14 protein-coding genes are annotated in these 15,856 nt (G+C 32.8%); 5 read left to right on the top strand and 9 right to left on the bottom strand.

Features of this window, described 5'->3' with window-relative positions; translation table 11 throughout:
• Positions 1-83: 83 nt before the first annotated feature.
• From PHC28_RS06240 to PHC28_RS06235, 3 genes are read left to right on the top strand one after another with little or no spacing between them, the layout of a single operon-like run.
• Positions 84-446, top strand: a complete 363-nt coding sequence (locus PHC28_RS06240) for a DUF1761 domain-containing protein (protein WP_367277992.1) — start codon at positions 84-86, stop codon at positions 444-446.
• Positions 371-571 carry a DUF1761 domain-containing protein gene (locus tag PHC28_RS18330; RefSeq protein WP_367277991.1) on the top strand — a complete coding sequence of 67 codons (201 nt, stop codon included), beginning with the start codon at positions 371-373 and terminating at the stop codon, positions 569-571. The genes PHC28_RS06240 and PHC28_RS18330 overlap by 76 nt, the downstream gene beginning before the upstream one ends.
• A gap of 59 nt (positions 572-630) precedes the next feature.
• The gene (locus tag PHC28_RS06235; protein WP_300097379.1) at positions 631-1,779 is read left to right on the top strand and encodes an 8-amino-7-oxononanoate synthase; all 1,149 of its coding nucleotides are present in this window, start codon (positions 631-633) and stop codon (positions 1,777-1,779) included.
• An 11-nt stretch (positions 1,780-1,790) separates the two neighbouring features.
• Here PHC28_RS06235 and PHC28_RS06230 read toward each other — a convergent pair whose 3' ends face one another.
• Positions 1,791-2,660 (bottom strand): diacylglycerol kinase family protein, encoded by an 870-nt coding sequence (locus PHC28_RS06230; RefSeq protein ID WP_300097378.1) that lies wholly within the window; start codon positions 2,658-2,660, stop codon positions 1,791-1,793.
• A gap of 62 nt (positions 2,661-2,722) precedes the next feature.
• On the opposite strand from PHC28_RS06230, the gene PHC28_RS06225 reads away from it, so the two are divergent.
• The gene (locus PHC28_RS06225) at positions 2,723-3,691 is read left to right on the top strand and encodes an App1 family protein (protein ID WP_300097377.1); all 969 of its coding nucleotides are present in this window, start codon (positions 2,723-2,725) and stop codon (positions 3,689-3,691) included.
• Here the strand turns inward: PHC28_RS06225 and PHC28_RS06220 are convergent.
• Complete coding sequence (locus tag PHC28_RS06220; RefSeq protein WP_300097376.1) at positions 3,686-5,599, bottom strand: ABC-F family ATP-binding cassette domain-containing protein; 1,914 nt, start codon at positions 5,597-5,599, stop codon at positions 3,686-3,688. The genes PHC28_RS06225 and PHC28_RS06220 overlap by 6 nt on opposite strands.
• 66 nt (positions 5,600-5,665) lie before the next feature.
• Between PHC28_RS06220 and PHC28_RS06215 the strand changes: the two genes are divergently transcribed.
• Positions 5,666-6,046, top strand: coding sequence for a DUF983 domain-containing protein (locus PHC28_RS06215; RefSeq protein ID WP_300097375.1), 381 nt, complete (start codon positions 5,666-5,668; stop codon positions 6,044-6,046).
• A gap of 1 nt (position 6,047) precedes the next feature.
• On the opposite strand, the gene PHC28_RS06210 is transcribed toward PHC28_RS06215, so the two are convergent.
• The 7 genes from PHC28_RS06210 to topA form a co-directional block, all read right to left on the bottom strand.
• On the bottom strand, positions 6,048-7,094 hold the full coding sequence (locus PHC28_RS06210) for an FAD-binding oxidoreductase (RefSeq protein WP_300097374.1): 1,047 nt from the start codon (positions 7,092-7,094) through the stop codon (positions 6,048-6,050).
• A gap of 82 nt (positions 7,095-7,176) precedes the next feature.
• Positions 7,177-8,067 (bottom strand): gliding motility protein GldN, encoded by an 891-nt coding sequence (gene gldN, locus PHC28_RS06205; RefSeq protein WP_300097373.1) that lies wholly within the window; start codon positions 8,065-8,067, stop codon positions 7,177-7,179.
• Positions 8,068-8,116: 49 nt separating this feature from the next.
• Positions 8,117-9,667 carry a gliding motility protein GldM gene (gene gldM / locus PHC28_RS06200; RefSeq protein WP_300097372.1) on the bottom strand — a complete coding sequence of 517 codons (1,551 nt, stop codon included), beginning with the start codon at positions 9,665-9,667 and terminating at the stop codon, positions 8,117-8,119.
• A gap of 44 nt (positions 9,668-9,711) precedes the next feature.
• Positions 9,712-10,362: a gliding motility protein GldL gene (gldL, locus tag PHC28_RS06195; protein ID WP_300097371.1), complete on the bottom strand. Its 651-nt coding sequence runs from the start codon at positions 10,360-10,362 to the stop codon at positions 9,712-9,714.
• Between the two features lie 42 nt (positions 10,363-10,404).
• Positions 10,405-11,811 (bottom strand): gliding motility lipoprotein GldK, encoded by a 1,407-nt coding sequence (gene gldK, locus PHC28_RS06190; RefSeq protein ID WP_300097370.1) that lies wholly within the window; start codon positions 11,809-11,811, stop codon positions 10,405-10,407.
• A gap of 268 nt (positions 11,812-12,079) precedes the next feature.
• On the bottom strand, positions 12,080-13,228 hold the full coding sequence (locus tag PHC28_RS06185) for a formimidoylglutamase (protein WP_300097369.1): 1,149 nt from the start codon (positions 13,226-13,228) through the stop codon (positions 12,080-12,082).
• A gap of 1 nt (position 13,229) precedes the next feature.
• The gene (gene topA, locus PHC28_RS06180; protein ID WP_300097368.1) at positions 13,230-15,764 is read right to left on the bottom strand and encodes a type I DNA topoisomerase; all 2,535 of its coding nucleotides are present in this window, start codon (positions 15,762-15,764) and stop codon (positions 13,230-13,232) included.
• Positions 15,765-15,856: the final 92 nt, after the last annotated feature.

Raw genomic sequence — 15,856 nt, 5'->3', positions numbered from 1 at the left:
CATAAATAATTCATCATAATATGCTATTTAAAGTTATTATTTTTATTATTATATTTGGTTGTATAACTATAAAATTAATTCAAATGGAAATTAACTTATGGGCCGTTTTAATGGCCGCACTTTCAAGTTTTGTTGTGGGTTTTATTTGGTACAATCCAAAAGTTTTTGGTACAATTTGGATGAAGGAAATCGGAATGACCGAAGAACAAGCTCAAAAAGGCAATATGATTAAAATTTTTGGGCTAACTTTTGTGTATTCATTTATGATAGCATTTATGATGCAAAATATCGTAATCCATCAATTAGGAGTTATAAGTGCAGTTGGCGGACCTACACTTGTGGAGTCAGCAAAACCATCTTTCGCGCATTTATGGCAGATTACGGTGAAACTTTTCGAACCTATAAACATGGTGCTCTACATGGTTTTATTGCGGGTTTATTTATAGCACTTCCACTCATTTCTATCAATGGATTATTCGAACAAAAATCATGGAAATATATGGCAATACAAGCAGGTTATTGGACAGTTATTTTAACCATAATGGGAGCAATAATTTGCGGCTGGAAGTAATATTAACATTTTATTAGTATCAAATCGCTCTACATTTGCGGAGCGATTTTTTTTTTAAATTGAATAGAAAATTAACCATAGAAATATATTCCTCGACAAATGAACTTCCAAAAAACTGGAACGCTTTTGCCGTGGAGAATATTTTTTTAAGCAAAGAATATCTAGAGATATTAGAGGAATCAGCTCCAAATAATATGAGTTGTCATTTTATTGGGTTCTTCGATGAAAAGGAATTAGTAGGAATTGCACTGTCCCAATTTTTAGACCTCAACAAACTTGAATCTTTTGGAGAACGAGATAAGTGTATAAAAACATCCGTTCGAAATATTATTTTCAAAAACTTTTGTTCTCATGTTTTAATTATTGGAAACAATATGCTAACAGGACAAAACGCTTACTTTTTCTCGGAGAAAATTGATGAAATTCAAGCTTTAAAAGCCTTAAAAACCGCTTCCGAGCAGTTAAAAGCTCTTTTTATAAAGAAGGGATTCAAAGTTCATGTAACCACTTTTAAAGACTTTCCTAAAGAAGAAATTACAAACTTTCAACTAGCTGGTTTTCATAATTCCTACCAATTTTCAACTCAACCCAATATGCTTTTTGAAATTCCAAATCATTGGAAAACGGAGCAAGATTATATCGATGCATTGTCAAAAAAATACCGAGATCAATATAAGCGTGCTCGAAAAAAATCAGAAGGTATCGTTAAAAGAAAAATGCACCTAGAAGACATTATAAAATATGAAGAAACCATTTATAATTTGTATCATCATGTTGCAAAAAACGCCCATTTTAATACATTCTTTCTCCCAAAAAACCATTTTAGAACTTTTAAAGAATTGCTTAAAGACAAGTTTCTTTTTTACGGATATTTCCTTGACGAAAAACTAATAGGTTTCAATACTATTATCAAAAATGGAGAGGTGATGGATACTTATTTCCTAGGTTATGACGACACTATTCAGCGAGAGAAAATGCTGTATTTGAATATGCTTTATGATATGATTGCCTACTCAATAAACAAAGGTTTCAAGGAAATTATTTTTGCTCGAACTGCTCTCGAAATCAAGAGTTCCGTGGGAGCAAAACCACAAGAAATGTTCGGATTTATGAAACACAACAATTCGATTATTGATCTTGCAATCGACAAAGTTTTTTGTTATCTAGATCCAGAAGTGGTTTGGCAAGAACGAAATCCTTTTAAATAATTACAAAAAGACTACGAAACTGCTACTTTAATTATTTGGGAAGCAATCTTGATATTTAGTTTTTTTACATCACCACAATATTCCCCATCAATCTGAAAACTCACCGGAATATTGGTTTTAATAGTTGCTTCATCTGTTGAAATAATTTCAATATATTCGGAATTTTCAGAAATATTACCTGTAATGATTTTTCCAAAAGTAATTAAATCTAGATTTTTAATAATCACCAGTTCAAATTTCCCATCATTCATTACCCCTTTTGGGTTTATCGTTATTCCAGTTCCATATTTTTTTGAATTGGCAATTACAATCATTCGACCTTCTGACTTTATAATTTGATTATTGGCAGTAATCGTTGCCAAGAAAGGTTCGCCAAGATCTATTAAAGTGTTTAATGCTTGCAATAAATAACCCCATTTACCGTGAACGTGACTGTTTTCGTAGTTCTTAACAAGTTCCGCATTCAATCCCAAATCGCTTAAGTGGTAACATTTTTTACCATTTATATCAATTGTATCCAGCTTGATATATTTTCCATAAAAAGCAATTTCTAAATTTTCATCTACTGTTTTCATTAAATCTAAATCTACCGCCAAACCATTGGCCGAGCCAGCTGGCAAAATTCCAAGAATCACGTCTTGGTTTTCCATTGCTTCTGCCACCATTTTTATGGTTCCATCGCCACCAATAATAATGATTCTTTCTGGCTTATATTTCTCATAAAGTTGCTTAACTTTTTGAATGTCATTTTTGCCAGAAGTTATATATCGAACAAGATTTAGTTTTTCTTTGGCCGCAAAAATTGTTATAGCTTCCATAAAATCTGATTTATCTATGCTGCCAGAAACAGGATTAACAACCATTACTACATTATTTTTCAAAATTTTAATTCATTTATCCCTTAAATTTAGTTAATTTTATTGACACTTCAAAACATCAGACAATGAAGCCCATTTTAAAATTATATCGAGGATATGCCAATGAGCAGGAATTAATTGTGATGGGACACGTTTTTAAACCAACTCGAAAAAAAGATTACGACTTTAGAAAAAAAAGCTTCAAAAATGCTACTTCAATAATCAGTTTATTTAGAATTAAAACACAGTCAAATGCCGATGTTTATCTAGATTATAAAAACACAAAAATTCACACAAAGACACTAATTGATGGTTATTTTAAGTTCTGCGTTCCTTTAGAAAAAACAGAATCCTATGGATGGATTGATTACCAAGTAAGTATTATTTTTGAAAACCAGATAATAACTACAAAAGAAAGTTACATTCGTCCAAAAAAGGAAAATCTAGGAATTATTTCGGATATTGATGATACTTTTTTAGTATCATACTCACTAAATCCATTTAAAAAATTATATTTTTTGCTTTTCAAAAATGTAAACAGCCGAAAAGTTTATGATGATGTTGTTCCTCATTATCAAGCTTTAAGTTTTTCAGGAAGAAATAATGATGAGGAACAAAATGCCTTCTTTTATGTTTCGAGCAGTGAATGGAATTTGTATCGTTTCATCGTAAAATTCACTGAAATTCACCAATTCCCCAAAGCCGTTTTATTGCTCAAAGATATTAAGACCAGTCTTAAAGATTTTTTTTGGACAGGACGCGGAGGTCATAACCATAAATTCGAAAAAATAAAACACATTTTAGAGTTTTATCCCAATCTAAAATACATTTTATTGGGTGATGATTCTCAACAAGATCCTTTGTTATATGAAGCCATTTGCAAAATTTTTCCCGTTTCAATAAAAGCTGTCTATATTAGAAAAACGGGAAAGTGTGAGAAAGAAAAAGTCATAAAAATACTAAAGAATCTAGAAAGTATGAACGTTGCTGTTTGCTATTTTACGAATAGTAGCGAAGCCATTGCTCATTCAAAAAGGATTGGACTTATTTCATAAACCTGCATTATCAATCTCTTCTTGAACGACTTCCCAATCTAAAAGCAACTTATCCAAGTCGGCTTTTTTCTTGTTGTATGCCATAAAAAACTTAGCGTCTTCAATATGTTTATCATAATTAGAAGCCAACATTTTATCGTCGTTCTGAATGTCTCTTTCTAATTGTTTAATTTGACTTTCAACTTTACTCAATTTATTTTGAAGTGCTTTTCCTTTTTTCTGGTCTTCATAAGAAGTTTTATTACTTTCCTTTGGAGCCGATGTTTTTAAAGTATCTTTTTTCTCCACTTCACGCATATTTTCAAGATTGCGTTGTTCCAAAAAATAGTTGATATCTCCTAAATATTCTTTTATTTTTTGGTCTTTAAATTCATAGACAATATTTGACATTCCTTGAAGAAAATCCCTGTCGTGCGAAACTAAAAGTAGCGTCCCTTCATATTTTTGCAAGGCAGCTTTCAACACATTTTTAGATTTTATATCCAAGTGATTCGTTGGCTCATCCATCACCAAAACATTTATGGGTTGCAAAAGCAATTTACAAAGTGCCAAACGGTTTCTTTCACCTCCGGAAAGTACTTTTACTTTCTTTTCCACATCATCTCCACGGAACAGGAAAGAACCCAGCATATCACGTACTTTCGAACGATTCGTATCGGTTGCTGCATCTTCCATTGTTCGCAACAAGGTAATTTCTCCGTCTAGATATTCCGCTTGATTTTGAGCAAAATAACCCAATTGTACATTATGTCCTAATTTGATATTTCCTTCAAATTCAAACTCATTGACAATGGCTTTGATAAAAGTTGATTTCCCTTGACCGTTCTGTCCAACAAAAGCAATCTTGCTTCCCCTTTCGACCAAAAGCGAAATGTCTTTCAAAATAGTTTTATCACCATATTTTTTAGTTACTTCTTCGGCTTCAACAACCACTCTACCTGGTTCTTTTGAAAGAGGAAACGAAATATTCATCACAGAATTATCGTCTTCATCCACTTCGATGCGTTCTACTTTATCTAATTTTTTAATCAACGATTGCGCCATCGAGGCTTTGGAGGCTTTGGCACGGAATTTCTCAATTAACTTTTCAGTTTCTTCAATTTTTTTGGCTTGATTTTTCTGTGTTGCCAATTGTTTTTCACGAATTTCATGACGCAATTCAAGATATTCAGAATACGGTTTATTGAAATCGTAAGCTTTTCCAAGGGAAATCTCTATGGTTCTATTGGTCACATTATCCAAGAACATTTTATCATGCGAAACAATCACTACAACTCCGGCATAATTGCGCAAGAAACCCTCCAGCCAAATAATACTTTCAATATCCAAGTGATTCGTGGGCTCATCTAAAAGCAAAACATCATTAGCTTGTAATAAAAGTTTTGCTAGTTCGATACGCATTCGCCAACCTCCAGAAAAAGTGTCGGTTTGATCATTAAAAACTTCTCTTTTGAAACCTAATCCAAGAAGAATTTTCTCCGTATCACCAATATAATTATAACCGCCCAACAATTCAAAACGATGTGTATAATCGGATAAGTCTTCTATAATCTGGCTATATTCCTCACTTTCATAATCGGTTCGAGTAACTAAAAGATGATTGATTTCTTCAAGTTTTTTTTCAACACTTTTAATATCCGTGAAAGCTTCATAAGCTTCTTCAAGTACCGTTCTCCCTTGTTCAAAATCTATATCTTGACGCAAGAATCCCATTCGAACTTCTTTTTCTTGAGAAATAACTCCAGAATCGGGAGCAAAATCCTTTGCAAGAATTTTGAGCATTGTCGATTTACCAGCACCGTTTTTACCTACAAGACCTACGCGATCTCCAGCTCCCAATCTAAAGGTTACTTCTTCAAATAAATAAGTTCCTCCAAAAGAAACGGACAAATTGTGTATATTAAGCATGTTTTTTGTTACTAATGTTACATTAAGAAAAGTACAAAAATGTACCTTCGCAGAAAATTTTTGCAAATGTTAAAAAAAGGATCCAAACTAAATAGTATTTTAACAGGAAGTTGTCCTAGATGTCAGAATGAGAGTATGTATTTGGATAAAAATCCGTTACATTTTTCGAATACGCTAAAAATGAATGAAAAATGCAATCATTGTGGTTTAAAATATCAAATCGAACCTTCTTTCTTTTATGGAGCAATGTATGTTAGCTACGGATTGAATGTTGCAATAAGTGTGGCGACATTCGTCATAAGCAATTTGATTTTAGGTTTTAATTTAAAAACAACATTTATTGCTATAATTGCATCCAATGTTGTTTTATTTCCATTTGTTTTGCGATGGTCAAGAAATTTATATATCAATATATTTATTTCTTATGATCCCAATTTTAAAAAATAAATCATTTGTTTTTTGCAAACCTATTAATGTCAACACTTTTCTCTAAGGGTGTTTGATATTCTATGTTGTCAAATAAAGCTTTAGCCATAGCAGGACCAAGCATCACACCACGTGTTCCCAAACCGTTTAGAATATGTATTGAATTGTGATTTGAATATGTTCCCACTAATGGTCGTCTATCCTTTACAGTTGGACGAACTCCAGCTAAATGGGATACAATTTCGAAATCGCAATGAATAACTTCTTTTATTTTTTCGATCAATTCTTTTTTACCTTCTTCGGTTGGTAAATCTGTTTTATCACTCCAGTTATAGGTTGCTCCTATTTTGAACAAATGGTCTCCAAGAGGCAGAATAAAAACACTTGAATTTACAATTACGTTTAAATCTAATTGTGGCGCTTTTATTATAAGCAATTCTCCTTTTGTTCCGTCTAAAGGTAAATTACTAAAATAAGGATTAGCGTGCATACCAAAACCTTCCGCAAAAATGATGTGTCTTGCTTGAATCTCTTTGTATCGAACTCCGTTTTCTTCTTCCTCCAAAAGAGAATAATCGAAAGATTCATCTCGAAATAGTTGATTTTTTTTAAGATAATCTTTGTAATTGTTCAACAACAATGCAGTATCGACATATCCTGTTTGCAAAACTTCACCGTAACCGAAGGGAGAATCAATTCCTTTATACTTTTTAGTAATTAAATTGGTCGATAAAAAAGAAGAAAGATTAGGTTTATCTGAAGCTGCAAACCAATTATTTTGTTCTTCAACAGAAAAAAATCGCCTTAAAATTGGCATTTTCACATCAACTTTGGCATCTAATTTCTTTTCCAAAACTGAAAAAAATTCATTCATTGCAAGCAAATGTTCTTTAGCTTGAGATACTTCGCTAAAGCGTTTTAAAATTACAGGATTATACAAACCTCCAGCAATTTTTGAAGAATTCTGTGAATTATTATCCAATACTAAAATAGATCTTCCCTTTTTTAACGCTACTTCGGAAAACGAAATACCTGCCAAACCAGAACCTACTATTAAATAATCTATCATTTTTGAAATACAAATTAGAACGACAACAAAAAACTCTTACCTTTGGTAAGAGTTTTTAAGATTTTATTATGATAATTGAAATTTAATAATTCCACATATTTTCTTCGAAATCACGAATTTTTTCCTTTACTCTATCGGATTCTAATAATTGATTTTGTGCATTATCTTTCATATAACTTTCTATAGTTCTATCACCATAAACATTTTCTTCTTGATAAATTGTTGCATTAAATCGTCTTGAATTTAAAATTTGATCAAAGGAAACAGGCATTGCTGAATTTTTGTCGTTAAACGCTTTTGCTTCGTGCAAAACATCTCTTGAGGCTGGGAAAAATACCCAAAACAATTCGATATAATCTTTTTCGTCACTATTCATTGTGTAAACATCAGGTGTAACAGGACAAATACCAATCAATCTATATTTTAATTCGCTTTGACGAATATCGAAATACCAATATCCTTTGATTTTGTATTGTGTTACATCTTGAGCTGTAAGATCTTGTTTCAAAATGTATTCTGGTGATATAGGTAGTCCAGCGTTTATTTGCTCTTTTCCAGCATCTGTTGTATCAATTCGAGTTAATGAAGCTTGAATATCTTTATAGGATTTTTTAGTATTAAAATAACTATCTGAATACACTTCTGAAATTTCTCCACTTCTAATTCCTTTAGTCAAAACATCATACAAAGATCTTCTGTCAGGACCTATGTTTGTTGTGTCAATAGGAAAATATAAAGGAAAATTTATCCTTTCGCTTAAATCAATAATTTCCCAAACGGTTTTACCCATCAAAACATCTCTATCATCAACATAACCATATTCTAAAGGCTTGTCATTATCTGAAATGAGCTGAGCAGCAGACTTAATTCCAATTTCTTCGGGTATTTTTGCATTCAGCAAATTAGTTTGACTATAGGAAGCCACACCACCAAAAATGGAAACAACAACTATTAAAAAATTTCTTGCATTCATCATAATATCATTAAACGTTATAGAAGTATTTTTACCTTCAAACTCCTTATTATTGTATTTCGTAAATTACTATTGCTGTTCTTGGCAATAAATAACTACCTGCACCAACAAGTTTAGTTTTAATTTCAGAAATAGTTACCTGATCACCTCTTCCTACTTTTGAAAGAACAGATTTACAAGCTGCATTCAATTTATTTCCCGGAACAACAACCGTTGGAAAGCCTGTTACCTTTAAGTTGAAACCAACAACATCTAAACCAACTTCAAAATCAAAATCTTCTAATTTAGCTCCAATTGTTGCAATTTCTAAGTTTGATTTTGGTCCTTTTACAATACCTGTTTCTCCTCTAATTGTCCCTGTCGGACTAGGAATCCCTTTTATTCTGAAAACTTTTGTATCTGGAACAGTTTTCCCATCAGGAAGTTTACCCACAACATTAATTTTCACTTCAGTTCCTGTCCCCGGTCTCATAGTGTATGAACTTGAATTTCCAATACGTGTCAATCCTGGTGCTGAAGCCGAAACCATATCAGGTGATAATCCTGCAAATGAAATCGTCATTGGGTTTACAACTCCACGATATACTACATTCATTTTATCGGCTGAAATTGTTGCTGATTTAGGTCTTTCAACAACAACATATTCATGCTTTATTGGCAAATTAACCGGTTGGCCATTCTCATCAAAATTGAAAGAACCAGTTATGGGATGTTTCCCAATGCTTCCTGCTCCAAAAGAAAAATCAGCTTGACCTGCCTTCGCTTTCACGTTCATCCCATTAACAACAACTGATTTAGCAATTAAATCTGGGTCGGATTTACCAAGTACAACTTTACCTGTTACGGTTTCTCCTTGAAAGAAAACTGGTTTTGAAAGAACAACCATAGGTTCGTATCTTTTGAGGGAAGCCGCCGCAATCAAATCGGCCTGAAACATTGAAGCCATTACATCACTTTCCGTCGCTTTTACATCGGCTTGCAATTGAGTTAATTTAGTAACTGTCGCAATTAAAGGAAATCCTTTATAATTATAATCTATCCAAGGTAAAGTTGCGCCTGCTTCTTTAGATTGAATTGGATTGGTTTCAAATCTTTTTTCAATTTTTTTAACTTCAAATTCAGGAAGTTGACTTCCTGCAATTTGCTTAATTTGGTATGGATAATTTTTAATTCTATCCAAAAACTCTTTTCCTTCTTTAGAAGGTTTTTCACCTTTAAAAAACAATCTGTCGACCAAATCCCCTTTGTCCATTTGTTCGTACATATAGTTACCTTGAGCATCTTTCTCAGTCTTTCTGGTAACTATCGTCTTAATTCCTTCTAAATAATCGCAGTATTCTTTAGAAATTTTTCTAATTTGTTCAACAATTATTTTTTTCTTACCATATTGACCCGGTTGCTCTTGAGCTTTTTGAGCTAATTGTCTGAATGAATCCGAGTTTCTACCATCGGTGATTGAATTTGATTCAATTATTTTCTTGTTTAAGATTCCAAAAGCTGACAACACTTCTTTGGACATATTTAATGCTAACATTGCGATAAAAACCAAGTACATTAGGTTGATCATCTTCTGTCTAGGGCTTAATTTTCCTCCTGCCATATTTTCTAATAATTAGGTATTTTTTTGTTATAGTTAAAAACTAATTATCCTTTGTTACTCATTGCAGAAAGCATTCCACCATAAACATTGTTCAATGAAGACAAGTTTGTTGTCAATGATTGCATTTGCTCTTTTAATTTTATGTTGTTTTCCAATACTTCGTCATTTATCTGAGAATTTCTTGAAGCACTTTGCAGTTGAATTTTATACAAACTGTTTAAAGATTCCATTTGGGCTGCTGCCAAAGTCAATTCTTCACTATATTTTTTAGTCGATGCAATAGAATCTGCGGTAGGCATAATACTTTTTGCAGCCCCTTCAAAATTTTTGATACTATTTCCTAAACTAACCATCAATTCTCCATCAATTTTAGCATCTTTAAGCATAGCGTCCAATTTTTTAGACAACATTCCTTCAACATCAGAAGGTGCTTCAACTTTTGCTACTTTTCCTGGAGCAGCATTTTTATCACGTAGTTGTGGGTAAACATTTTCCCATTTATATTCATCATCTACTGGCTCAAATGCTGAAAGTGCAAAAATTCCTGCTTCAACTATAAGTCCAATGGTAAGCATTAAATTTCCAGTAATTACACCAAATTCAAGATGCGTAATTTTGAACAAAGCTCCAATAATTACTACTGCTGCTCCCATCCCGTAGGCGAAATTCATATTTTTTTTACTTACTAATGCCATAATGTTTGTGTTTTAGATTAAAATTGATTGATTTAGGTTAAGTTATTTTTTTTTCTTGATTTTTTCGGTAGCTTGGGTTCCCATATAATCTTGAACGGTTCTGAAACCAATGAAACTTCTTGCAGAATCTGCATATTCAAAAGTTCTTGTACTTACTTGAAGATAATAGGCCACATCTTTCCAAGAACCTCCACGGACCACTTTACGTTTGTTTGATGTGTCCATATTACTTGGATTCATTGAAGAAACGTATTCGTATGCATTTGGATCGTATGCTGAGTCAGTCCATTCGGCAACATTACCAGCCATATTATAAAGATTGTAACCATTTGGCTCATACGATTTTGCTTCAACAGTATATAAAGCTTGATCTGCTGCATAATCTCCTCTCATTGGTTTAAAATTAGCAAGGAAACAACCTCTATCATTTTTGGTATAAGGACCACCCCAAGGATAAGTAGCAGATTCTAAGCCACCTCTTGCCGAGTATTCCCATTCTGCCTCAGTAGGTAATCTAAAATTATTTGTCAAATCGTGACCTTTCTTTTTAGATTTTATATAGCTATTTTTATTTAGTGTTCTCCAAGCACAAAATGCTTTTGCTTGATTCCAGTTTACACCTACCACAGGATAATCACCATAGGCTTGATGCCAAAAATAATCATTGTGCATTGGTTCATTATAAGAATAAGAGAAATCCTTAATCCATGTAGTAGTATCAGGATATACTTTTACTTGTTCTGTTCTTATGAAATCTTTTCTTTTTCCAACTTTAGCTTTAGCTGCTGCCTGAATATCCATCCATGAATAACGGAATTTCAATTTATTTACATCAATAGTTCTTAAACCATTGAAAGATTCCTCTATTGGCAAATACATAGAATCCATAACTTCTGTATAATACTCGTCAGGATAAGATTTAGTGTCTTTAATTAGTTTCACCTTGTGGTTGAGTTTTCTACCAGCATAGGGATCATCATCAGTACCAATACTATAATAATTATCATACATATATTTATCATAAGCGGTCATTTTTTCAGGATCAGCATCATTAAAAGCAAAATCTCCAATGCTTCCAGCATTTTTCCCTTTTCCCTTACCATCACCTGCCTTTGCACCTGTTTCATCAGCTAAAATAGCCAATCTAACCCTCATTGTTGAATCTTTTACCCATTCAACAAATTGACGGTATTCTTTATTGGTTATTTCTGTTTCATCCATATAGAAAGATCTAACAGTAACTGTTTTTGTTGTTGCGTCACCAACATTGGCAATATCTTCATCAGATTTTCCCATAATAAATGATCCTCCAGGAATTAAGGTCATCCCAAAAGGTTTTTCAGGATGCCATTTTGCTCCTTTAACACCAACCAATTCTCCTTTGTCGCTTGATTTACCACAGCCAATTAGTAAGGTTAAAATTGCCGTAAATGCAATGAACTTCTTCATATAAATTAGGATTATATTTTCATTATTATTAAGTCCGTAAACCTATTTATTATTCTTTAATAAAACAATTATTTAGAGTACTATTTATTCCATAGTCCAAAACTAAAATTAAATTTGTTAAGAAAAAAATATTTTATCGATAAAAAACTATAAACATCGATAAAAAGCTATTTATTTTTAATTTAATAAGTTTTGTCTTATAAAAGACATATTTGTAAATTACATAAACAACGTATCAGTACAAATTTAGACACCTCTCAACGCTAAATTATATTGTGTTTTTACGCTGGGCTTTCCACCATCTCTCAGGAATTTCCTGATTGCACGCTATCAAATACTCATCATAAGAGCAAGGTAATAACGTACTTTTCTTTAACTTATTATTACTGCTTGAAATAAATGGAATTTCAATCCACCATCTATCTGTCTTATTACTTTTATAAAAAACAAGCTCTTCTTCTAAAGGGATAATATATTTAATATAATTCTCCTTACTACCAAATGGATATTCATTAGAACGATAGTGAAACCCTTCAATAAAATACCAAATAATTTGAGCAACTAAAACGGATTCCTGTTTTGAATTATTATGATTAAAGACCCCAAAAAGAGAAACTTTATCACTTATTCCTGAATATCTTGATAAAGCACAAATTTCTTTACCATTAAATCCGTTGGGTATAAATGGATTTAAATTCCCAGAATCAGACGACTTTACAACAGTCATGTCAATACTTACTATATCAGCATCTCTAAAAACAGGTTCTGAAATGGAAATATTATTAGAAATTTCACCCAAACGATACCCTTCAAAGAACAATTTATCAATCAAGTCAATTTCTTCCTGTGAATTATAATACGTTTGGTAACCAATATTACTATAATTAAAAAGATTATTAGGTTCATCAATAATAATTTTAGTTAAATAAGAAGAAGCAGAAATTCTATCACTCTCTTTTCCAAAATCGAATTTATTATCAATAGAAACTAAATTTACCATTTGTTCTAAATCATCATAAGCTCTATAAAGTGCGTAGGTTAAATCCTGAGAACCTCCAATAACAATTGGTATAATTTTTTTCTTGATTAAACTAGCTACTACTTTTTTTACAGCAAAATAAGTATCCTCACAAGAATTTCCTGCAAGAATATCGCCTAAATCCGCAATGGATGCATCCCAATTACCAGGATACAGACCAAATAATTCTTTACGAATAGCAACTAAATCAACTGGAGTCAATTGATTTTTATCGCCACGATTTTCCAAAACTCCAATAATGGCAATTCTAACTTTATTTAAATCAGGAAAATCTTCAGCAGTATGGAATACAATTTTACTTCCTAGTTGTTGAGAAGAAAGCTCCTTAACAAATTCAAGGGTTTCATTATCTAAAGGTTTTAGAAAATCAAATTCCATATTATTTCTTTTTTGCTACTGGTTTCTTTACTGCGGATTTTTTAGCAGCTGGTTTTTTAGCAGTTGTTGCCTTTTTAGCAGCTACTTTCTTAGCTGGAGTTTTTTTGGCAATCATTTCTTGAACTTCTTCCAATGTCAATTTTGTAGCATCAACATCTTTACTCAATTCAATTTTGATTTTCCCTTTGGTAATTACTGATCTTCCCCAACGTGCTTTTTCGACCAAAATCCCTTCTTCTTTCCAATTGTGTAAAACCTTATCGATATTCTTTTGAATCTTATCCTCAATCAATTCAACAATATCAGATTGCGAAAGATTATCAAAATTATATTTCTTACTTACATTGATGAAAATTCCGTTCCATTTGATAAAAGGTCCAAAACGACCAGTTCCTTTTTGCACATCTTCTCCTTTGTAAGTTGCAATTGGCGCATCGGCTTTTGCTTTCTCGTCAATTAATTCTTGTGCTCTAACCAAAGTAATATCTAACGGATTTTCTCCTTTTGGCAAAGAAACAAATGCACTACCAAAACGCACATAAGGACCAAAACGACCATTACTCACCTCAACTTCTTCTCCTTTATAAGTACCCAAATTTTTAGGTAATAAAAACAAATCTAAAACTTCTTCTAGCGTGATGTTACCAATATTTTGGTCATTCATCAAACTAGCGAATTTTTTCTCTTCGTCATCAGCTTCTCCAATTTGAGCCATTGGACCAAATTTTCCTAATCGAACAGAAACTTGCTTTCCTGTTTTAGGGTCTTTGCCAAGGATTCTTTCGCCACTTTCACGATCAGCATTAGCTTCTACATCTTTTACAGTTGGGTGAAATTTATCATAGAATTCCTGCATCATTGTTGCCCATTCAATATTTCCTTCGGCAATTTCATCAAAATCTTGTTCAACTTTTGCAGTGAAATTATAATCCAAAATGTTTTCGAAATTTTTAACTAAGAAATCAGTCACAATGGTCCCAATATCTGTCGGAACCAATTTTCCTTTATCTGAACCAGTATTTTCTTTAAGCAACTTCTCACCTACTTTCCCAGATTGCAAAGTAAGTTGCGTATAGTTCCTTTCCTGACCGTCAAGATTTCCTTTTTCTACATAATTTCTATTAATAATAGTAGAAATTGTTGGCGCATAAGTAGAAGGACGACCAATACCTAATTCTTCCAGTTTTTTTACCAAAGAAGCTTCAGTATATCTAGCTGCTGGACGAGAATATCTTTCGGTTGCAGTGATGTAATTATTTTGCAATTTTTCGTTGACTTTCATTGCTGGCAACATTCCTTCTTGCTCTTCTTCGTCATCATCGTGACCTTCAAGATATACTTTCAAGAAACCTTCAAAAAGTAAAACTTCACCTGAAGCAGTAAATAGCTCTCCGTGATTATTAGCTTCAATTTTTACGTTAGTTCTTTCTAATTCGGCATCACTCATCTGCGAAGCCAAGGTTCTTTTCCAAATCAAATCATACAAACGAGCTTGATCTCGGTCAATATTCACGGTGTGTCGAGACATATCTGTTGGACGAATTGCCTCGTGTGCTTCTTGTGCTCCTTTACTTTTATTTACAAAGGTTCTAGGCTTGGAAAATTCTTTTCCGTAGGATTTGATGATTTCGGCTTGAGCGGCATCCATCGCGTCTTTCGACAAATTCACGCTGTCTGTTCTCATATAAGTGATGAGTCCGGCTTCGTATAAACGTTGTGCCAATTGCATCGTAATTCCAACAGGCAAATACAATTTTCTTGCAGCTTCTTGTTGCAAAGTCGAAGTGGTAAAAGGCCCGGTTGGTGATTTTTTGGTAGGTTTTGTTTCTAAATCCGAAACTTTATATGTTGAACCGATATTCTTTTTCAAGAAATCCTCGGCTTCTTTTTTGGTATTAAAATTCTTTGGCAGTTTTGCTTTGAATGATTTTCCGGCTTCGTTCGTGAATTCTGCCACAACTGAATAAGAAGCAATTGGATTAAAATTCTGAATTTCTCTTTCTCGTTCCACAATCAAACGAACAGAAACCGATTGAACACGTCCTGCAGAAAGTCCTCCTTTTATTTTTCTCCAAAGTACGGGCGATAATTCATATCCAACCAATCTGTCTAAAACTCTACGAGCTTGTTGCGCATTGACTAAATTATAATCTATTTCACGTGGGTTTTCAATCGCTTTTAGAATTGCTGATTTCGTGATTTCGTGAAAAACAATTCGCTTGGTTTTCTTTTTATCTAGTTTTAATTCTTCGGATAAATGCCAGGAAATAGCTTCCCCCTCGCGATCCTCATCCGAAGCCAACCAAACCATATCCACTTTTTTTGCAAGTCCTTTTAGTTTGGTAACCAAAGCCTTTTTATCGGATGAAACTTCATATTTTGGCTTGAAACCATTTTCTACATCAACACCAATTTCTTTAGAAGGCAAGTCGGCAATATGCCCATAACTTGACTCTACTTGATAGTCGTTTCCTAGAAATTTTTCGATAGTTTTTGCCTTCGCAGGGGACTCAACGATTACTAAATTCTTTGCCATTGCTTTGTTTTTCTGGGACAAAAGTAGAAGTTTTTTTTAAATATTGAGATTTTGAATTCATTTTTAAAATTTTTCCACCTATAATACACTTG

Source organism: Flavobacterium sp., from assembly GCF_028712645.1.
GTDB lineage: Bacteria > Bacteroidota > Bacteroidia > Flavobacteriales > Flavobacteriaceae > Flavobacterium.
The sequence above is the reverse complement of the archived record's forward strand: the minus strand, read 5'-3'. Positions and strand labels throughout refer to the sequence as shown.